We start from the raw sequence: 18074 nt of genomic DNA on the forward strand, positions 1-18074 counted from the left end.
ATCCGTAGGGTGGATGACGCTTTTTTCATCCACCAGGCGCACGGCACGGTGGATCGATGAAGCGCGATCCACCCTGCGCAAAGACAAGGACAACACATGCTGACAGTCGACAAGCTCCACCAGTACTACGGCGGCAGCCACATCCTCCGCGGCCTGTCCTTCGAGGCGAAGGTGGGCGAAGTCACCTGCCTGCTCGGGCGCAACGGGGTGGGCAAGACCACCCTGCTGAAATGCCTGATGGGCCTGATCCCGGCCAAGGAAGGCGCGGTGAACTGGGAAGGCCGCGCCATCACCGGCTTCAAGCCGCACCAGCGGGTGCACGCCGGCATCGCCTATGTCCCCCAGGGCCGCGAGATATTCCCGCGCCTGACGGTGGAAGAGAACCTGCTGATGGGGCTCTCCCGCTTCAGCGCCAAGGACGCCAAGGCGGTGCCGGAGTCCATCTACGAGCTCTTCCCGGTGCTGCGCGAGATGAAGCAGCGCCGGGGCGGCGACCTCTCCGGCGGCCAGCAGCAACAACTCGCCATCGGCCGCGCCCTGGCCAGCCAGCCGCGCCTGCTGATCCTCGACGAGCCCACCGAAGGCATCCAGCCCTCGGTGATCAAGGAGATCGGCGCGGTGATCCGCAAACTCGCCGAGCGCGGCGACATGGCCATCCTGCTGGTGGAGCAGTTCTACGACTTCGCCGCCGAGCTGGCCGACCAGTACCTGGTGATGAGCCGTGGCGAAATCATCCAGCAAGGCCGTGGCGAAAACATGGAAACCGAAGGCGTACGCGGCCTGGTGACCATCTAGAATCGCGCCCTACGAATTCATTGCACCGCGTGGGTTACGCCGCTTCGCGGCTAACCCACCCTACAAGAACGCCCCATGAACGCACCTGCCAACACCGCCCTGTTCACCCCCAGCTGGCACGCCGAGCTGGAGCTGGCCTATGCCCTGGACGGCGCCACCACACGCCCGGTGCTGCGCCGCCACCAGGGCCCGCTGCGGGTGCAGAAGCACCTGCACGCCGAGGGCCCGCAAGTGTGCCAGCACATCATCGTCCACCCGCCCGGCGGCATCGCCGGCGGTGACCGCCTGGACCTCTCCGCCCGCGTCGGCGAAGGCGCCTGGGCCCAGCTCACCAGCCCCGGTGCGGCCAAGTGGTACCGCGCCGCCGGTCCCGCGTTCCAGACCCTCGCCCTCAACGTCGAGGCCGGCGCCACCCTGGAATGGTTGCCCCAGGAGACCATCGTCTTCTCCGGCGCTCAGGCCGAGCTTGCCACCCGCATCGAGCTGATCGGCGACGCCCGATTGTTCTACTGGGACATGGTCGCCCTCGGCCGCCCGGCGGCCGGCGAGCGCTTCGCCGAAGGGCACTTCCAGGCGCAACTGGACATCCGCCGCGACGGCCAGCTGCTCTGGCACGAACGCCAGCGCATCGAGGGCGCCGACGGCCTGCTGGACTCGCCCATCGGCCTGGCTGGCCAGCCGGTGTTCGCCACCCTGATCGTCACCGGCGAAATCGACCCCGAACTGCTCGAACGCTGCCGCGAACGGCCCTGTGCCGGACGCGGCGACCTGACCCCACTGCCCGGCCTGCTGGTGGCCCGCTGCCTCGCCCCCGAGGCGCTGCACGCCCGCGCCTGGCTGATCGACCTCTGGCGCCTGTTGCGCCCTGCCCTGCTCGGCCGCGAGGCCCTGCTGCCGCGTATCTGGAGTACCTGATGGACCTCACCCCCCGTGAAAAAGACAAGCTGCTGATCTTCACCGCCGGCCTGGTGGCCGAGCGGCGCCTGGCCCGTGGCCTGAAGCTCAACTACCCGGAAGCCATGGCGCTGATCTCTGCCGCCCTGCTGGAGGGCGCCCGCGACGGCCGCACCGTGGCCGAGCTGATGCACTACGGCACCACCCTGCTTTCCCGTGACCAGGTGATGGAAGGGGTGCCGGAGATGATCCCGGAGATCCAGATCGAGGCCACCTTCCCGGATGGCACCAAGCTAGTAACCGTCCACCAACCAATCGCCTGAGGAAATCGTCCAATGTCTACTGCACTTGCCCATGCGGCGTTGCAAGCCGGCTCGGATTGCTCATTGACAGGCGTCAACTCCGCATCCTCGCCGGCTTGCGCCTTGCCTGAGCTGCGCTCGCTACGACCTTGAACGACTTCCTGGAGACCCGAAAACATGATCATTCGTGATGCAGGAGAAGCCGACCTGCCCGGCATCCTCGCCATCTACAACGACGCCGTGGAGAACACCACGGCGATCTGGAACGAAACCCTGGTGGACCTGGCCAACCGCCGCTCCTGGCTCGCCGACCGCAGCGCCGCGGGCTTCCCGGTGCTGGTGGCGGTGGACGCCGCCGGCGAGGTGCTGGGCTACGCCAGCTACGGTACCTGGCGCACCATCGAGGGCTTCCGCCACACCGTGGAACACTCGGTCTACGTGCGCGGCGACCAGCGCGGCCAGGGCCTCGGCCCCGCGCTGATGCAGGCGCTGATCGAACGCGCCCGCGCCGCCTCGCTGCACGTGATGGTGGCGGCCATCGAAAGCGAGAACGCCGCCTCCATCCGCCTGCACGAGCGCCTCGGCTTCGCCACCACCGGGCGGATGCCCCAGGTGGGGCGCAAGTTCGGCCGCTGGCTCGACCTCACCTTCATGCAACTGATGCTGGAGCAACCGCGATGATCCCCGGCGAATACCAGATCCAGGACGGTGAGATCGAGCTCAACGTCGGCCGCCGCACCCTGACCCTCTCCGTGGCCAATACCGGCGACCGGCCGATCCAGGTGGGCTCCCACTACCACTTCTTCGAGACCAACGACGCCCTGGCCTTCGACCGCGCCGCCACACGGGGCATGCGCCTGAACATCCCGGCCGGCACCGCCGTGCGCTTCGAACCCGGCCAGAGCCGCGAGGTGGAGCTGGTGGAACTCGCGGGAAAACGCCGCGTGTTCGGCTTCGCCGGCCGGGTGATGGGCGAGCTCTGAACAGGACAACTCGTAGGATGGGTCGAGCGAAGCGATACCCATCATCTCGCAACGATGGGTTACGCCACTGCGTGGCTAACCCATCCTACGGACAGGACCAACGATGAAGATTTCCCGCCAAGCCTACGCCGACATGTTCGGCCCCACCGTCGGCGACAAGGTGCGCCTGGCCGACACCGACCTGTGGATCGAAGTGGAGAAGGACTTCACCACCTACGGCGAAGAAGTGAAGTTCGGCGGCGGCAAGGTGATCCGCGACGGCATGGGCCAGGGCCAGCTGCTGGCGGCCGATGTGGTCGACACCCTGATCACCAACGCCCTGATCCTCGACCACTGGGGCGTGGTCAAGGCAGACGTCGGCCTCAAGGACGGCCGCATTGCCGCCATCGGCAAGGCCGGCAACCCGGACATCCAGCCCGACGTGACCATCGCCGTCGGCGCCAGCACCGAAGTGATCGCCGGCGAGGGCATGATCCTCACCGCCGGCGGCATCGACACCCACATCCACTTCATCTGCCCGCAGCAGATCGAAGAGGCCCTGATGAGCGGCGTCACCACCATGGTCGGCGGCGGCACCGGGCCGGCCACCGGCACCAACGCCACCACCTGCACCTCCGGCCCCTGGCACATGGCGCGCATGCTCCAGGCCGCCGACGCCTTCCCGATGAACATCGGCTTCACCGGCAAGGGCAACGCCTCGCTGCCCGAACCCCTGATCGAGCAGGTGAAAGCCGGCGCCATCGGCCTGAAGCTGCACGAGGACTGGGGCACCACCCCGGCGTCCATCGACAACTGCCTCACCGTGGCCGACCAGTACGACGTGCAGGTGGCAATCCACACCGACACCCTGAACGAGTCCGGCTTCGTCGAGACCACCCTGGGCGCCTTCAAGGGCCGCACCATCCACACCTACCACACCGAGGGCGCCGGCGGCGGCCACGCCCCCGACATCATCAAGGCCTGCGGTTTCCCCAACGTGCTGCCCAGCTCCACCAACCCGACCCGGCCCTTCACCCGCAACACCATCGACGAGCACCTGGACATGCTCATGGTCTGCCACCACCTGGACCCGAGCATCGCCGAGGACGTGGCCTTCGCCGAAAGCCGCATCCGCCGCGAGACCATCGCCGCCGAAGACATCCTCCACGACCTCGGCGCGTTCAGCATGATCAGCTCCGACAGCCAGGCCATGGGCCGCGTCGGCGAGGTGATCACCCGCACCTGGCAGACCGCCGACAAGATGAAGAAGCAACGCGGCGCCCTGCCCGAGGACGCCCCGGGCAACGACAACTTCCGCGCCAAGCGCTACATCGCCAAGTACACCATCAACCCGGCCATCACCCATGGCATCAGCCACGAAGTGGGCTCCATCGAGGTGGGCAAGTGGGCCGACCTGGTGCTCTGGCGCCCGGCCTTCTTCGGGGTGAAACCGACCCTGATCCTCAAGGGCGGAGCCATCGCCGCCAGCCTGATGGGCGACGCCAACGCCTCCATCCCTACCCCGCAACCGGTGCACTACCGGCCGATGTTCGCGAGCTTCGCCGGCAGCCGCCACGCCACCAGCATCACCTTCATCAGCCAGGCCGCCTTCGACGCCGGCGTGCCCGAGCGGCTTGGCCTGAAGAAGAGGATCGGCGTGGTGAAAGGCTGCCGCACGGTGACCAAGGCAGACCTGATCCACAACGACTACACCCCGGAAATCGAGGTGGACCCGCAGAACTACCAGGTGAAAGCCGACGGCCAACTGCTCTGGTGCGAACCGGCCGAGGTGCTGCCGATGGCGCAGCGGTATTTCCTGTTCTGATCAACCGGCATCCACCTGGATGCCCAACCCGTAGGTTGGGCAGAGCGCAGCGAAGCCCAACACAACAATCCCAGCACACCCTGTTGGGCCTCGCGCTGCTCGGACCAACCTACGGTCACTCACCGAATGAGCCATCGCCGGGCTCACAGGCCCAATCGGCGCTGATCAAGCCCACGCGGATGTAGCGATGGATGGATGAATACGGCCAATCCGAAGCACGACGGACATGCCCATGCTTCACCGGATTGATGTGGATGTAATCGACATGCCGGGAAAAATCCTGGTCATCACGTATCTGATGCTCCCAGAAGCGCCTCTGCCAGATGTTCCGCTCCCGTCTTTCGTTCCGCGACCGGCTAACCCATTCCAACTCAGGAAGCAGCCGGGAGAAGGTCCCCTTGATCTGCCGCCAGCGCAGCGAGAAATCGGCCTCGCCCTCCGGAAGCACCCAGATGGCATGCAAGTGCTCGGGCAGCACGACCATGGCGGGGATCTCGAAGGGATGCCGCTTCTTCACGCGCTGAAAAGCGAAGCGCAGCCCATCGACATGATCCGTCAGCAACCGTTGTGATCGATCCGCCAGATTGACCGTGAAGAAGTACGTGCCACCCGGCACGAAGTCGCGTCGATAGCGCATGGCCCAACCCTCCCTGGTACGAATGCCGAGCGGGCAGTCTAGGAGGAGCGAGAGTCGGAGAGGGCCTGGATGGGGGAAGGAAACGGCCAGCGAGATGGTAGGAATGTTGGGCCTCGCCAAGCTCGGACCAACCTACGCCTGTCGTTGGGTTTCGCGCATGCCTCAACGCAACTGACTGTCCTTGCTCCCCCGCCGGTTGTAGCCGGCGTAGGCGGCGTTTTCCCGGTCGTGTTCGGTCTGGCATTTGACGCACAGGCGCACGCCGGGGATGGCCTCGCGGCGGGCCTGGGGGATGGGCGTGTCGCACTCTTCGCAATGCGTCAGGCTCTCGCCTTTGGGCAACTGGCTGCGCGCGCGCTGGACGGCATCCTCGATGGTGCTGTCGATCTGTTCCTGGACGGCGCCGTCGCCGGCCCAACCACTGGCCATGCTGACCTCCCACGGGTTCGAAAAGTGCGTACTGATCGAGTTATGGGCCTGGTGACGGGCCTTTGCAAGGGTGGGGGTCGGCTGGCGACAAGCGGAGGTCGTTACTCCTTCACGTTCATGAATTCCTCGGCCCAGACGATGTAGTCCTCGGGCAAGGTGTACTTGTGGGTCAGTTCGGTGGCGGTCAGCTCGGTACCGGTGGACACCTGGCGCTGCTCGCGCAGGCAGTCGTAGGTGGCCTTGATGGCGGCGAAGTAGGCCGCGTGGCCGTTGACCACGATGCGCACGCCGAGGCGGGCGAGGCGTTCGTTGTCGCGCAGCTTGGGGTTGCCGTAGGTGACCAGCATCAGCGGCACGCTCAGGTGTTCGGCGATCTGCTCCAGGTGCTCGAAATCGGTTACGCCGACCATGCAGATGCCATCGGCGCCGGCGGCCTGGTAGGCCTTGGTGCGCTTGATCACTTCCTCGGTGCTGAGCACCCCGGCGTTGGTGCGGGCGATGATCGCCAGGTCCGGGTCAACCCGTGCTTCCAGGGCCGCGCGGATCTTGCCCACACCTTCTTCGACCGGGATCAGGTCGGTGGACTTGCGACCGAACTGGGCCGGCAGCAGGGTGTCCTCGATGGTCAGCGCGGCAATGCCGGCGCGCTCCAGCTCGACCACGGTGCGCATCACGTTGAGGGCGTTGCCATAGCCGTGGTCGGCGTCGGCGATCACCGGCAGGCGCGAGACGCGGCCGATGCGGGCGGCCTGCTCGACGAATTCGCTGAGGGTGATCAGCGCGAAATCGGGCGCGGCCAGTACCTGCAGGGAGGCAACCGAGCCGCCGAGGATGCCGACCTCGAAGCCGAGGTCGGCGGCGATGCGGGCGGACATGGGGTCGAACACCGAGGCGGTGTGGAAGCAGGAGTCCGAGTCCAGCAACGCACGGAAAGCCGTGCGCAACTCGTGATGAGAAGCTCTACGCATAGGGGCACCAAAGTTATCAGAGGGGGGTCAGGATAAAGCCGGCTTCATGACTCTGAAGTCGGCGCCCCCGTTTTTCCATTGTCAGACTGCGCCCATTCTAACGGATCAGTCTTTCAATCCGCTTAAGGCGCCGCGCAGCTTGTTCCGCCCTTCGTCGGCCGCCACACTGGCGCACCCTCCATCGAGACCCTTGCGTGCTGGCACTCACCGCCTACCTGGGCCTGTTCCTCTCCGCATTCGGCGCCGCCACCCTGCTACCCCTGCAGTCGGAAGCGGTGCTGGTAGGCCTGCTGCTGGCCAAGGCCCATCCGGCCTGGGCACTGGTGGCGGTGGCGACCCTCGGCAATGTGCTCGGCTCGCTGGTGAACTGGCTGCTGGGGCGCTACGTGGAGCATTGGCGTGACCGTCGCTGGTTCCCGGTGAAACCGGCGCAGATGGAGCGGGCCCAGGCCTTCTACCAACGCTACGGACGCTGGTCGCTGCTGCTGGCCTGGGTGCCGGTGATCGGCGATCCGCTGACCCTGGTGGCCGGGGTGATGCGCGAATCCTTCTGGGTGTTCCTGGTGCTGGTGACCCTGGCCAAGGCCGGGCGTTACCTGGTGCTGGCGGCGCTGACCCTGGGTTGGATGACCTGAGCGATCCAACAAGCCAACGCAACCTCGACGGGGCCCGCTTGATGGGTATCGCTTCGCTCGCGGAACGCCGCCCGACCCATCCTACGGCGAGTAAGGCTGGACATTGTGTTGCGGGATACTGCCCGCGATACCGCTACGCCCAGCATCGCCTACGCTTTCCGGGTCGCTGCCTGGAGGCTCATCCCATGAGAAAACTCGCCCTGCTGGTCGCCTGCCTCGCCCTGGTGCTCGGTGCCACCGCCGCCTTCGCCCACCACGGCTGGAGTTCCTATGACGCGGACAAGTCGTTGAACTTCGAAGCGCCGATCAAGACGGTCTCCTACCGCAACCCCCACGCCCATATCACCGTCGACTTCGAGGGCCGCGAATGGCACGTGGTACTGGCCCCCATCAGCCGCATGGCGGCGCGCGGGCTGCCCGAGTCCGACCTGCTGCCGGGCAAGCGCATCACCATAGTCGGCTACCCGCGCAAGGACGGCGAGGCGGAGATCCGCGCCGAACGGGTGATAGTCGACGGCCGCACCGTGGAGCTGCGCTAAGTCGGTGGTGGAGTTCCTGCTGCCCTGGATGCAGCGCCTCGAAGGTTCCGCTTTCGGCGCGCTGATGCGCAGCTCCGAGCTGTTCTACCCCGCCGCCAATCTCCTGCACCTGGCGGGACTGGTGATGCTGCTGGGGGCCATGCTGCTGCTCGATCTGCGCCTGCTCGGCCTGGCCCGGGAGGTCCCCGTGCAGGCGGCTTCGCGCCGGCTCACGCCCATCGGAATCGCCGGCCTGCTGCTGATGCTGCTCACCGGCTTCTGCCTGTTCGCCGCCGATGCGGGGCCGCTGCTGGGGAACTGGCTGCTGCAACTAAAGTTGCTGCTGGTGGCCCTGGGCATCATCAACGCGCTGCTGTTTCGGGCGCTGTGGACAGCCAGCCTGGAGCACTGGGACCTGCGGCCGCCTTTGGCCGGACGGCTGCAGGTGGGGCTGTCGATCCTGCTCTGGTGCGGCGCCATGGCGGCCGGGCGGCTGCTGGCCTATGTCTGACGAATCGCTCCGCACGACGAATTGCGCTGACCGCAGGCGGCCGCTCGCGTAAACTGCTCGGCCGTTTTTTTCCGGAACACCCGCGACATGAGCAACCATCTTCCCGCCCAGGCCCTGGGCATCGACTTCGGCACCTCCAACTCCACCGTCGGCTGGTGGCGCCCGGATGTGGAACCGCTGATCGCCCTGGAAGACGGGAAGATCACCCTGCCCTCGGTAGTGTTCTTCAACACCGAGGAGCGTCGTCCGGTCTACGGTCGCCTGGCCCTGCACGAGTACCTGGAAGGCTATGAAGGCCGCCTGATGCGCTCGCTGAAAAGCCTGCTGGGTTCGCCGCTGCTGAAAAGCGAGACCACGGTTCTGGGCAGCGCCATGCCCTTCAAGGACCTGCTGGGCCTGTTCATCGGCCAACTCAAGCAGCGCGCCGAAACCGCCGCGGGCCGCGAGTTCGAGCAGGTGGTGCTGGGCCGTCCGGTGTTCTTCGTGGATGACGACCCCGAGGCCGACCAGGAAGCACAGAACACCCTGGTGGCCGTGGCGCACAAGCTCGGCTTCAAGGACGTGTCCTTCCAGTACGAACCCATCGCCGCCGCCTTCGACTACGAGCGCGGCATCGAGCGCGAGGAGCTGGTACTGATCGTCGACATCGGTGGCGGTACCTCGGACTTCTCCCTGGTGCGCCTGTCGCCCCAGCGCCGCGAAGTGGCCGAGCGCCAGGACGACATCCTTGCCACCGGTGGCGTGCACGTGGGCGGTACCGACTTCGACAAGCAGCTCAGCCTGCAGGGCGTGATGCCGCTGTTCGGCTATGGCAGCCGGATGAAGAGCGACGCGCTGATGCCCACCAGCTACCACCTGAACCTGGCCACCTGGCACACCATCAACGTCGTCTACGCGCAGAAGACGCAGCTGGCGCTGAAGAACATGCGCTACGACATAGTCGACGCCACCGGCATCGATCGCCTGTTCAGCCTCATCGAGCAGCGCGCCGGCCACTGGCTGGCGATGCAGGTGGAAGAGAGCAAGATCGCGCTGACCGAGGCCGCAAGCCGCCGCATCGACCTGGCGCGCGTCGAACCGGGCCTGGCGGTGGAACTGACCCGTCCGCTGTTCGAGAGCGCCATCGACGACCTGCTGGCGCGCATCCGCACCAGTGTCGATGCCTTGCTGGTCCAGGCCGGCGTGCGTGCCGACCAGGTCGACACGCTGTTCTTCACCGGTGGTTCCAGCGGCATCCCGGCGCTGCGCCAGAGCGTGGCGGCCATGCTGCCCAACGCCCGCCAGGTGGAAGGCAACCTGTTCGGCAGCATCGGAAGCGGCCTGGCCATCGAAGCGAAGAAACGCTACGGCTGACCGTTCATCGGCAAACCGGCCCGGTACGAACTGACGGGCCGGACAGGCGGACTAGGCTCAAACCCATCGCGGGGAGACCGCGCCAGAATGGAAACTTCCGCCATGAGCAAGCACGGATTGTTGCTGGCCTGCGCCCTGGCCTCCACGGTCGGCTGCGCCAGCAAGCTGGAAAACCCCACCGACTACTACACCTACCGCAACCAGCCGCTGGTCAAGCAGGTGGAAGACGGCATGACCGAGCAGCAGGTGCGCAATATCGGCGGTCCGCCTTCCTCCGCCATGCGGCGCAAGGTCAATGCGGGCACCTGCAACGACTACGTGCTCAATCAGGACGGCCACCAGCAGGCCTTCCACGTCAGCTTCGACCGCGATGGACGGGTCGAGCACTCGGGCTTCATGAGTTGCGCGCAGCGGGAAAAGGTCGAGCTCGAGAAGGCGCAGAAGAACGTCGAGCACGGCGGCGGCTACTGATGCCGCGGCCGTAGGGTGGGCCACGCTTCACCGGTCCACCATTCGAAGCCCCCCATGGCGCCGCTGGTGGATGGAAAAACGCCATCCACGGATCTCACTTCGCCATCATTCAATCTGGAAGCCGCGCCAGTAGCGGTTCCCACCCTCATCTCCGGGCATTGCGCCAGCTACTGGCGCAATGCCGTCCATCGCCTGATCGCACTTGCGACGTTTGCCGGCGAACTCTCCCCAGCTTCCGATGTTCCAAGCGCTGTGTTTCAACTGCGTGAACCCACGAGGACCCATGATGTACAAGCAAGCGCTTGTCATGGCTTGTGCCCTGGCATCAATGGCGGGCTGTGCCAGCAAGATCGAAAACCCCACGGACTACATCACTTTCCGCGACCAACCCCTGGTGAGTGAAGTGGAGCCCGGCATGAGCCGGCAGCAAGTCCTGATCATTGGCGGGCGCCCTTCTTCCATCGTCCAGCGCAGCGTGCATCCCGGCTCCTGCAACAACTACATCCTCAATGAGCAAGGCCACCAGCAGCCTTACCACATCAGCTTCGACAGCAGCGGCCGCGTGCGCCACAAGGGCTTCATGACCTGCGGCCAGCGGGAGCAGGCCGAACGCGAAATGCTCTGAGCCGGGTCTAACGCCGCCCCAGCTTCTGCAACAGCGGCGCACAGGCATGGCCGTCCTCGCCCCCGCCACCCGCCGGGGCCACCAGCGCCAGCAGTGCAGCCGCCGGCGCCACCGCCACGCCCAGTGCCAGCATCCCCGCCCCACGTACCATCAACGGCACCGTCTGCACCCCCGCCTGGGGATTCTTGAACGTCCCCCGCACGTAGAGCGGCGAACGCAGCGAGAACACCCGCATGCCCTTGGATTCCGGGTTGACGCTGAGATCCAGCCGCTCGCTGCGCAGGTTCGCGCTGCCGTCGATATGCACCAGGGCGTTCTCGGTATCGAAGACGAACAGCCGTGGCGTCACCAGGCCGTCCTTGAGACCCAGGTCCGCCGCCGCGCAATTGATCTTCACCTCCTCGTCGCCGAACAGCCGGCCCACCAGGTAATTGCCCACGTTGAGTCCGGCGATCTCCATCAGGTTGCGGCTGATGGTGCCGTCGTTGACCAGCATCTGCAGGTCACCGTTGGCGCTGCCCAGCAGGGCCGCCACCGAGTTGCCGGTGCCGGACAGGTCGGCCTTGCCGTTCAGCTCACCCAGGCTGTTGCGCATCGCCTGGACGCTGGGGAACAGCTCCTTGAGCTTGAAATGCCGGGCGTCGAGCCGCGCCTTGCCGGCCAACGGGGTGCGCCGGCCGTCCAGGCGGATGGTCGCCTCCAGGCTGCCGCCGGCCACACCGAAGCGCAGCGGTTCCAGGTTGAGCACGCCATCGTCGAGCACCAGATGGGTGGCCAGGTCGGTGACGGGCAGTTTTTCGCTGTGCTGGATGCGCTTGCCGGTGAAGCTCACGTCGGCGTCCATCACGCGCCAGCGCTCGGTGCGGAATTCCTCCACCGGCAGCACCTTGTCCGTGGGCTGACGGCTGGAAACGCCACGGGCCTGCTGCCCGGCCCTGGAGTCGGCGCCGATCAGCGGGCCGAGGTCGACGAAACGCAGCTGCTCCGAGGTCAGCGAGCCGGAGAGTTTGGGGCGCGGCTGGCGGGCCACATAGGTGAGGTCGCCATGGATGTCGCTGCCGCCGATGCGGCCGTTGAAGCCCTGGTAGCGAAACTCGGCGCCGCCGGGCTCGTGCAGCTTGGCCAGCAGCCGACCGTCGGTGCTATAGGCCGGCGTTTCCGGCAGGGTCACGCCGGTGAGCGGGTAGAGCTGGGCCAGGCTCTTGCCGGACAGCTGCAGGCGCAGGTCCAGGGCACCCAGGCGGCGGGGGTCGGTCAGGGTGCCCAGCAGCGCGATGCGGGTGTCGCCGGCCTTGATGTCGGCCTGCATCGGAAAGGGCAGGTCGGCGTTCTGCAGCGCCAGCAACCCGCCCAGCTTGCCGCTGCCATCCAGTGGCTGGCCCCGGTAGCTGCCCTTGGCCCGCCAGCCGAAGGCATAGTCCTGGGCGGAGACGTTGCCCGGCTTGGCACCCTTGGCCGGCAGCAGGTCGCTGAACGGGATGGGCTTGCCGAGCGGATCGACGAGGATGTCGAGCCGGGTGCGGGTCTGGGCGTCGTCCACCTGGACCTGGCCCTTGTCGAAACCGATGGTGCCGATATCCAGGGTCCAGCTGGAGGCTTTTCCCTCCTCGCCTTCAGGCTTGGCCGGCAACTCGAAGGTCCAGTTGTTGCGGCCGTCGGCCAGGCGCCGAACGCTGGCCCTCGGCGCGCCCAGATCGATGCGCGGAATGCTCAGTTGCCGCCAGAGCAGCGGCAACGGCGCGACGCGGAACTCCACCCGTTCGAGGCTGAGGAAATCACCGCCCTTGGCCCATTCCGGGTTGCCCAGGTGCAGTTGCTCGGCGACGAAGCGCGGCCAGGGCAGCGGTGCCCGCCAGCCGCCCTCGCCTTCCTCGCGCTGCCAGATCACCCGCAGGTCGCCTTCGATGGCGAACGGCCTGCCCAGTTCGGCGGCGACCCGCTCGTTGAGCGCCGGCTTGATACGGTTCCAATCGAATGTGGCGACCAGTACCAGCAAGGCCGCCAGGAGCAGCGTCAACGCCAGGACCGTCCTGATCAGGATGCTGAGACTACGCGTCATCTTCCTCTCCCCTCTTCCCTCGGCAGCCGCTAGGCGTTGCCTGACGTCCATAGCCTATCGACCCATGAAATCGCCCGGATGCTCAGACTCTCTGCTGCCGGAACTGACCCCCAAGCCCCGGAAACATTCCGCCAGCCAGTATCAAGGCACTGATCATAAAGGACTTTAAGGATCATTAACGGCGTCGATGTTTGCTATCTCGACTGATCACTTCTTAATCAACGGCAGGTCCGTAACATTGGCTCCGTACCCAGTTTCCAGCCCCCCCTGAGGAGCCTTTGATCATGAAAACCCAAGCCTTCGCCGCCCTGTTCATCGCCTCCCTGAGCACCGCCGTTTTCGCCCTGCCGTCCAACGAACAGCCCGTACTGGGCGAGTCGACCGAAGGCCGTCACCTGCGGGTCATCGAGCCGGTGGCCGTTGAAGGTGGTTTCATGGTCCTGGACCGCGTTGCCGAAGGTGGCGCTGAGCGTACCGGCGCCAATCGCATCGCCGAAGGTGGCGCTGACCGTACCGGCGCCAACCGCATCGCCGAAGGTGGCGCCGACCGTACCGGTGCCAACCGCATCGCCGAAGGTGGCGCCGACCGTACCGGTGCCAACCGCATCGCTGAAGGTGGCGCCGACCGCACTGGTGCCAATCGCATCGCCGAAGGTGGCTCTGACCGCACCAATGGCTTCCGCGTAGCCGAAGGTGGTTCCGACCGTCTGCTGCAGGCCCAGCGCGTCAGCTGATCGCAACAGGCTTCACTCCCTCAAAGCCCGGCACAAGCCGGGCTTTTTGTTTTCCCGCTCAGCTCAGGCCAGCCGGTACTTCCAGATGCGCCGCAGAACCGTGCCGAACTGTCTCGACAGGCGGCCGCTGTTGTAGACCTGCCCATAGCGCGCGGCGATCTCCCTTACCTCTACCGCCAGCTCGGCGTAGCGCCGCGCCGGCAGGTCGGGGAACAGGTGATGCTCGATCTGGTGACTCAGGTTGCCGGTGAGGATATGCAACAGCGGCCCGCCCGTAAGGTTGCTGGAACCACGCAGCTGGCGCAGGTACCAGTGGCCGCGACTTTCCCCCTCCAGCACGCTGGGCGGAAACACCGCCGCGCGTTCGGTGAAGTGGCCGCAGAAGATCACGGTGAAGGTCCAGAGGTTGCGGATCAGGTTGGCCAGCAGATTGCCCACCAGCACCGCCGCCGCGCTGGTGCCCAACAGCAGCGCCAGCAGCGGGAACGCCAGGTAATCCTTGACCGACTGGCGCAGCAGTTTCGCGTTGAACTGGCGCAGCAGCGGGCGCAATTCGGCACGGCTCATCCGGCCCTTGACGTACTGGTCCAGGCGCAAGTGCTGCACCGCCACCGAATACTGGAAGAGCAGCGCCTGCAGCGTCACCCAGAGCGGTTGCCAGCGATAGAAGGGCTTCCAGCGCTGCTCGGGGAACAGCCGCACCAGGCCATAGCCGACGTCGTCGTCCTTGCCCAGCACATTGGTGTAGCTGTGATGGATATGGTTGTGGGTATGCCGCCAGAAGTCGGCCGGGCCGGCGATATCCCACTCGTAGCGGGTGCCGCGCAGTTCCGGGTCGTTCATCCAGTCGTACTGGCCGTGCATGACGTTATGGCCCAGTTCCATGTTTTCGAGGATCTTGCCCAGCCCGAGCAGCGCCACCCCCAGCAGCCAGGTGGGCGGGAACCAGCCGAGCAGCAGCAAGGCGCGGCCGCTCCAGCAGCACAGGCGCACCGCCGCGCGAATGCGACGGATATAGCGGGCATCGGGCTCGCCCAGGTCGTCCAGGGTGCGCTGGCGCAGGGCGTCCAGTTCGGCGCCGAAGCTGTCCAGTTCAGCGGCGGTCAGTTGGCGGTCGTGTCGCATCTCGATTCCTAGAGGTCCAGTTCCACATCGCCCAGCGGGGCGCTCACACAGAGGCGGATCGGCAAGCCCGGGCCATGGGTCAGGCCACCGGTGCGCAGGTCGCGTACGCCGCCGGCCAGCAATTGGCAGGTGCAGGCGGTGCAGATGCCCTGGCGGCAGCCATGGGGCGGACGCAAGCCATGGGCCTCGGCCTGCTCCAGCAGATTGACGGCGCTGTTGCCCGGCAGCTCCCGGTGGGACCGGGCGAAGCGCAGGCGCACCTGCTCACCGCCGCCGACACTGGGCGCGGGCGGGGTGAAGGCCTCCACCTGCAAGCCACCCGCACGGGGCTCGGCCCGCCACCAGTCGTCCACACTGGCGACGAAACCGTGGGGACCGCAGGCCAGCAGACTGTGGACCGGCCGCCCTGCCAGGTGGGCCGCCTGGAAGCGTCCGGCCAGCTCACCGGCCGCGGGCGCCTCGCCGCTGATGGCCCAACGCACCTGGAAGTTGGGGTAGCGCGCCATCAGCCCCTGCAGTTCCTCGCCGAAGGCGCGCTGACGGCGTTGGCGCACGTAGTGCAGCAGCGTCACCGGTGCGGCGAAGCCCTGGGCCAGCGCGTGGCGCAGCAACCCCAGCAGGGGCGTGATACCGCTGCCGGCGGCCAGCAACAGCACCGAGCCAGCTTCATGCGGCCAGGTCAGTTCGCCTTGGGCCGGGTCCAGTTCCACCAGGCTTCCGACTTCAAGACGCTCCAGCAACCCGTTGGAAAAACGCCCGCCCGGCTGGCGCCTCACCGCCAGTTCGATGCGGCCGTCGGGCTCCGCCTTCGTCAGGCTGTAGCTGCGGCCGTGGCGCACGCCATCCAGCTCGCGATAGAGCCGCACGTGCTGGCCAGGGCGCCAGCCATGGGCATTGCCATTGGTACGCAGGCCGAGGGCGAGCATGTCGTCGGCCACCCAGACGCGCGACTCCACCCGGGCGAACACCCGTTTCAGGCGCAATGCCGGGTGCACCAGGCGCAGCAGGCAGTCCGTGTCGGCCTCCTGCAGCCAGCCGCCGGCCACCAGCGCACGCAGGGGTTTCAGCGCGGGACCCAGGCGGCGCGCAAGGGAAAGGGGAACTAGGTACATGAAAAATTCACAGTGAACAGTTGTGCACTAGGCTGCACGAATATTCGAAACATAGTCAACACTTGTTCACTGAGCTGAGTTCGACGCCCGCGAAGCGCTTTTGCTAGAGTGCGCCGCACATTCGCCACCGGCCCTGCCCCATGACCCAACGCTCGGAACAGAAGCAGCAGACCCGCCTCGCCCTGATGGATGCCGCGCGCCTCCTGATGGACAGTGGCCGCGGCTTCGGCAGCCTGAGCCTGCGGGAAGTGACGAAGAACGCCGGCATAGTGCCCACCGGTTTCTATCGCCACTTCAGCGACATGGACGAACTGGGCCTGGCGCTGGTGGAAGAAGTCGGCGAGACCTTCCGCGCAACCATCCGCGTGGTGCGCCACCATGAGTTCGAACTGGGCGGCATCATCGAAGCGTCGGTGCGCATCTTCCTCGATGCGGTGGTCGCCAACCGTGGCCAGTTCCTCTTCCTCGCCCGTGAGCAGTACGGCGGCTCCCAGCCCGTGCGCCAGGCCATCGGCGCCCTGCGCCAACGCATCACGGATGACCTGGCGGCCGATCTCAAGCTGATCAACCGCATGCCGCACCTGGACGACCAGGGCCTGGACCTGGTGGCCGACCTAGTGGTGAAAACCGTATTCGCCACGCTGCCGGAGCTGATCGACCCGCCGGCGCAGAACCTGCCCGCCCATCTGCTGCCGGCCGCCAAGATCACCCAGCAGCTGCGCTTCATCATGATCGGCGGCAAGCACTGGCAAGGTCCGGGCAAGCCCCAGGGCTGACCGCCCCACCAGCAGCGACGCACCAAAAATGCGCCAGGCGCACCGCAATGGATCGGCGTGACGCCCCATCTACAGGCACGACACGCCGCCAGGCCCCGTGAACCGGCATTCGAGCATCTTGGCGCGAGCCTTGCTCAGCACCCGGCATTGCACACTGCCGGATTCACCCGATGCTGGTCATCCACGAACGAATAGACCCCCGCCCCAGCTGGGACGAAGAACTGCTGCTGACCTATGAAGCCCGCAGCAAGAGTCGCCTGCGCTGCTTCACGGTCAAGGGCGAGGACGTCGGCCTGTTTCTCGAACGCGGCCAACCGCCCCTGCGTGACGGCGACTGCCTGCTCAGCCAGGACGGCCGCGTGGTACGGGTCTGCGCCCGTCCCGAAACCCTGCTCCACGTGACCTGCGCCAATGCCTTCGAGCTGACCCGCGCCGCGTACCACCTGGGCAACCGCCACGTCGCCCTGCAAATCGGCGACGGCTGGCTGCGCCTGCTCGACGACTATGTGCTCAAGGCCATGCTCGAGCAGCTGGGCGCTTCGGTGACCAGCGTCGAAGCCGGCTTCCAGCCCGAGCATGGCGCCTACGGTGGTGGCCATCACCATTCCCACCAGCTCGAGGCCGACTTCAACTACGCGCCGCGCCTGCATCAGTTCGGTGTGCGCAAGTGAACCCGGCGTGGCAGCTGCTGCGCCTGGCGAGCCCACAGTTGCCCATCGGCGGCTACAGCTACTCCCAGGGCCTGGAACTGGCCGTGGACACGGGCCTGGTGCATGACCCGGCCAGCGCCGAACGCTGGATCAGGGATCAGCTGCTGCTCAACCTGGCGCGCTTCGAAGCGCCCCTGCTGCTGGCCCATTGCGAGGCCGCGGCGCGGGAGGACTGGCACGCTCTCGACGCCCTGGCCGAGCAGCACCGCGCCAGCCGGGAAACCCGCGAGTCGCGGCTGGAAAGCCGGCAGATGGGCTATTCCCTGCAGCAGCTTTTGAACGACCTGCCCGAACAGGACGACGCCGCCCGCGCACTCCTCGCCGAGCAGGAAGAACCCGGCCTGGCCCTGGCCTGGGCACTGGCCGCCCGCGCCTGGTCCATCGCCCCGCAGGACGCCCTCGCCGCCTGGCTCTGGGGCTGGCTGGAAAACCAACTGGCGGTGCTGATGAAAACCCTGCCGCTGGGCCAGCAGGCCGCCCAGCGCCTGACCTCCGCGCTGCTGCCCTGCCTGGAGCAGGCACAGCACGCGGCCCGCGAAATCCCCCCGGCCCGTTGGGGCAGTGCCGCCTTCGGCCTGGCCCTGGCGAGCATGGCGCACGAGCGCCAGTACAGCCGCTTGTTCCGTTCCTAGG

At 66.7% G+C, this 18074-nt stretch carries 22 protein-coding genes; 16 read left to right on the plus strand and 6 right to left on the minus strand.

Going from position 1 to position 18074, the window contains the following annotated elements; all coding sequences use genetic code 11:
* Window positions 1-96 precede the first annotated feature (96 nt).
* From urtE to ureC, 6 genes are all read left to right on the plus strand, one after another.
* A complete protein-coding gene (gene urtE / locus PCA10_RS25490; RefSeq protein ID WP_016494971.1) occupies window positions 97-795 on the plus strand; it encodes an urea ABC transporter ATP-binding subunit UrtE in 699 nt (232 codons plus the stop codon).
* A gap of 75 nt (window positions 796-870) precedes the next feature.
* Window positions 871-1710: an urease accessory protein UreD gene (locus PCA10_RS25495; RefSeq protein WP_016494972.1), complete on the plus strand. Its 840-nt coding sequence runs from the start codon at window positions 871-873 to the stop codon at window positions 1708-1710.
* Window positions 1710-2012 carry an urease subunit gamma gene (ureA, locus tag PCA10_RS25500; RefSeq protein ID WP_016494973.1) on the plus strand — a complete coding sequence of 101 codons (303 nt, stop codon included), beginning with the start codon at window positions 1710-1712 and terminating at the stop codon, window positions 2010-2012. The genes PCA10_RS25495 and ureA overlap by 1 nt, the downstream gene beginning before the upstream one ends.
* Window positions 2013-2168: 156 nt before the next feature.
* On the plus strand, window positions 2169-2672 hold the full coding sequence (locus PCA10_RS25505; RefSeq protein ID WP_016494974.1) for a GNAT family N-acetyltransferase: 504 nt from the start codon (window positions 2169-2171) through the stop codon (window positions 2670-2672).
* A complete protein-coding gene (locus PCA10_RS25510; RefSeq protein ID WP_016494975.1) occupies window positions 2669-2974 on the plus strand; it encodes an urease subunit beta in 306 nt (101 codons plus the stop codon). The genes PCA10_RS25505 and PCA10_RS25510 overlap by 4 nt, the downstream gene beginning before the upstream one ends.
* Before the next feature lie 103 nt (window positions 2975-3077).
* Window positions 3078-4778, plus strand: a complete 1701-nt coding sequence (gene ureC, locus PCA10_RS25515) for an urease subunit alpha (RefSeq protein WP_016494976.1) — start codon at window positions 3078-3080, stop codon at window positions 4776-4778.
* A 115-nt stretch (window positions 4779-4893) separates the two neighbouring features.
* Here the strand turns inward: ureC and PCA10_RS25520 are convergent, their stop codons facing one another.
* The 3 genes from PCA10_RS25520 to PCA10_RS25530 form a co-directional block, all read right to left on the minus strand.
* Window positions 4894-5415, minus strand: coding sequence for an REP-associated tyrosine transposase (locus tag PCA10_RS25520; RefSeq protein WP_016494977.1), 522 nt, complete (start codon window positions 5413-5415; stop codon window positions 4894-4896).
* Between the two features lie 162 nt (window positions 5416-5577).
* Window positions 5578-5844 (minus strand): DksA/TraR family C4-type zinc finger protein, encoded by a 267-nt coding sequence (locus tag PCA10_RS25525; protein ID WP_016494978.1) that lies wholly within the window; start codon window positions 5842-5844, stop codon window positions 5578-5580.
* A 101-nt stretch (window positions 5845-5945) separates the two neighbouring features.
* Window positions 5946-6812 (minus strand): isocitrate lyase/PEP mutase family protein, encoded by an 867-nt coding sequence (locus tag PCA10_RS25530; protein ID WP_041770449.1) that lies wholly within the window; start codon window positions 6810-6812, stop codon window positions 5946-5948.
* 194 nt (window positions 6813-7006) lie between these two features.
* On the opposite strand from PCA10_RS25530, the gene PCA10_RS25535 reads away from it, so the two are divergent.
* The 6 genes from PCA10_RS25535 (at window position 7007) to osmE (PCA10_RS25560) (ending at window position 10925) form a co-directional block, all read left to right on the plus strand.
* Window positions 7007-7447, plus strand: a complete 441-nt coding sequence (locus PCA10_RS25535; RefSeq protein ID WP_016494980.1) for a YqaA family protein — start codon at window positions 7007-7009, stop codon at window positions 7445-7447.
* 185 nt (window positions 7448-7632) lie between these two features.
* Complete coding sequence (locus PCA10_RS25540; protein WP_016494981.1) at window positions 7633-7986, plus strand: DUF6152 family protein; 354 nt, start codon at window positions 7633-7635, stop codon at window positions 7984-7986.
* A 7-nt stretch (window positions 7987-7993) separates the two neighbouring features.
* Window positions 7994-8476, plus strand: coding sequence for a DUF6644 family protein (locus PCA10_RS25545; RefSeq protein WP_144277006.1), 483 nt, complete (start codon window positions 7994-7996; stop codon window positions 8474-8476).
* 87 nt (window positions 8477-8563) lie between these two features.
* The gene (locus tag PCA10_RS25550; protein WP_016494983.1) at window positions 8564-9829 is read left to right on the plus strand and encodes an Hsp70 family protein; all 1266 of its coding nucleotides are present in this window, start codon (window positions 8564-8566) and stop codon (window positions 9827-9829) included.
* Window positions 9830-9931: 102 nt separating this feature from the next.
* Entirely contained in the window at window positions 9932-10300 is a 369-nt protein-coding gene (osmE, locus tag PCA10_RS25555) for an osmotically-inducible lipoprotein OsmE (protein ID WP_041770450.1), read from the plus strand.
* 286 nt (window positions 10301-10586) lie between these two features.
* Entirely contained in the window at window positions 10587-10925 is a 339-nt protein-coding gene (osmE, locus tag PCA10_RS25560) for an osmotically-inducible lipoprotein OsmE (RefSeq protein WP_016494985.1), read from the plus strand.
* Window positions 10926-10932: 7 nt separating this feature from the next.
* On the opposite strand, the gene PCA10_RS25565 is transcribed toward osmE (PCA10_RS25560), so the two are convergent.
* The gene (locus PCA10_RS25565) at window positions 10933-12984 is read right to left on the minus strand and encodes an AsmA family protein (protein ID WP_016494986.1); all 2052 of its coding nucleotides are present in this window, start codon (window positions 12982-12984) and stop codon (window positions 10933-10935) included.
* A gap of 284 nt (window positions 12985-13268) precedes the next feature.
* On the opposite strand from PCA10_RS25565, the gene PCA10_RS25570 reads away from it, so the two are divergent.
* Complete coding sequence (locus PCA10_RS25570) at window positions 13269-13718, plus strand: hypothetical protein (protein ID WP_016494987.1); 450 nt, start codon at window positions 13269-13271, stop codon at window positions 13716-13718.
* A 63-nt stretch (window positions 13719-13781) separates the two neighbouring features.
* Here the strand turns inward: PCA10_RS25570 and PCA10_RS25575 are convergent, their stop codons facing one another.
* Window positions 13782-14843, minus strand: coding sequence for a fatty acid desaturase family protein (locus PCA10_RS25575; protein WP_016494988.1), 1062 nt, complete (start codon window positions 14841-14843; stop codon window positions 13782-13784).
* 8 nt (window positions 14844-14851) lie between these two features.
* Complete coding sequence (locus tag PCA10_RS25580; protein ID WP_016494989.1) at window positions 14852-15955, minus strand: ferredoxin reductase; 1104 nt, start codon at window positions 15953-15955, stop codon at window positions 14852-14854.
* A gap of 140 nt (window positions 15956-16095) precedes the next feature.
* On the opposite strand from PCA10_RS25580, the gene PCA10_RS25585 reads away from it, so the two are divergent.
* From PCA10_RS25585 to PCA10_RS25595, 3 genes are all read left to right on the plus strand, one after another.
* Window positions 16096-16731: a TetR family transcriptional regulator gene (locus tag PCA10_RS25585; RefSeq protein ID WP_016494990.1), complete on the plus strand. Its 636-nt coding sequence runs from the start codon at window positions 16096-16098 to the stop codon at window positions 16729-16731.
* Between the two features lie 170 nt (window positions 16732-16901).
* Window positions 16902-17402 (plus strand): urease accessory protein UreE, encoded by a 501-nt coding sequence (gene ureE, locus PCA10_RS25590; protein ID WP_016494991.1) that lies wholly within the window; start codon window positions 16902-16904, stop codon window positions 17400-17402.
* Complete coding sequence (locus PCA10_RS25595; RefSeq protein ID WP_016494992.1) at window positions 17399-18073, plus strand: urease accessory protein UreF; 675 nt, start codon at window positions 17399-17401, stop codon at window positions 18071-18073. Before ureE ends, PCA10_RS25595 begins: the two co-directional genes overlap by 4 nt.
* Window position 18074: the final 1 nt, after the last annotated feature.

It is taken from the genome of Pseudomonas resinovorans NBRC 106553, assembly GCF_000412695.1.
Classification (GTDB): Bacteria; Pseudomonadota; Gammaproteobacteria; order Pseudomonadales; family Pseudomonadaceae; genus Metapseudomonas; species Metapseudomonas resinovorans_A.

Excerpts from the sequence above, each read along its gene's own strand:
- urtE (WP_016494971.1), top strand. The coding sequence starts at position 97 with ATGCTGACAGTCGACAAGCTCCACCAGTACTACGGCGGCAGCCACATC.
- PCA10_RS25495 (WP_016494972.1), top strand. The coding sequence starts at position 871 with ATGAACGCACCTGCCAACACCGCCCTGTTCACCCCCAGCTGGCACGCC.
- ureA (WP_016494973.1), top strand. The coding sequence starts at position 1,710 with ATGGACCTCACCCCCCGTGAAAAAGACAAGCTGCTGATCTTCACCGCC.
- PCA10_RS25505 (WP_016494974.1), top strand. The coding sequence starts at position 2,169 with ATGATCATTCGTGATGCAGGAGAAGCCGACCTGCCCGGCATCCTCGCC.
- PCA10_RS25510 (WP_016494975.1), top strand. The coding sequence starts at position 2,669 with ATGATCCCCGGCGAATACCAGATCCAGGACGGTGAGATCGAGCTCAAC.
- ureC (WP_016494976.1), top strand. The coding sequence starts at position 3,078 with ATGAAGATTTCCCGCCAAGCCTACGCCGACATGTTCGGCCCCACCGTC.
- PCA10_RS25520 (WP_016494977.1), bottom strand. The coding sequence starts at position 5,415 with ATGCGCTATCGACGCGACTTCGTGCCGGGTGGCACGTACTTCTTCACG.
- PCA10_RS25525 (WP_016494978.1), bottom strand. The coding sequence starts at position 5,844 with ATGGCCAGTGGTTGGGCCGGCGACGGCGCCGTCCAGGAACAGATCGAC.
- PCA10_RS25530 (WP_041770449.1), bottom strand. The coding sequence starts at position 6,812 with ATGCGTAGAGCTTCTCATCACGAGTTGCGCACGGCTTTCCGTGCGTTG.
- PCA10_RS25540 (WP_016494981.1), top strand. The coding sequence starts at position 7,633 with ATGAGAAAACTCGCCCTGCTGGTCGCCTGCCTCGCCCTGGTGCTCGGT.
- PCA10_RS25550 (WP_016494983.1), top strand. The coding sequence starts at position 8,564 with ATGAGCAACCATCTTCCCGCCCAGGCCCTGGGCATCGACTTCGGCACC.
- osmE (WP_041770450.1), top strand. The coding sequence starts at position 9,932 with ATGAGCAAGCACGGATTGTTGCTGGCCTGCGCCCTGGCCTCCACGGTC.
- osmE (WP_016494985.1), top strand. The coding sequence starts at position 10,587 with ATGTACAAGCAAGCGCTTGTCATGGCTTGTGCCCTGGCATCAATGGCG.
- PCA10_RS25565 (WP_016494986.1), bottom strand. The coding sequence starts at position 12,984 with ATGACGCGTAGTCTCAGCATCCTGATCAGGACGGTCCTGGCGTTGACG.
- PCA10_RS25570 (WP_016494987.1), top strand. The coding sequence starts at position 13,269 with ATGAAAACCCAAGCCTTCGCCGCCCTGTTCATCGCCTCCCTGAGCACC.
- PCA10_RS25575 (WP_016494988.1), bottom strand. The coding sequence starts at position 14,843 with ATGCGACACGACCGCCAACTGACCGCCGCTGAACTGGACAGCTTCGGC.
- PCA10_RS25580 (WP_016494989.1), bottom strand. The coding sequence starts at position 15,955 with ATGTACCTAGTTCCCCTTTCCCTTGCGCGCCGCCTGGGTCCCGCGCTG.
- PCA10_RS25585 (WP_016494990.1), top strand. The coding sequence starts at position 16,096 with ATGACCCAACGCTCGGAACAGAAGCAGCAGACCCGCCTCGCCCTGATG.
- ureE (WP_016494991.1), top strand. The coding sequence starts at position 16,902 with ATGCTGGTCATCCACGAACGAATAGACCCCCGCCCCAGCTGGGACGAA.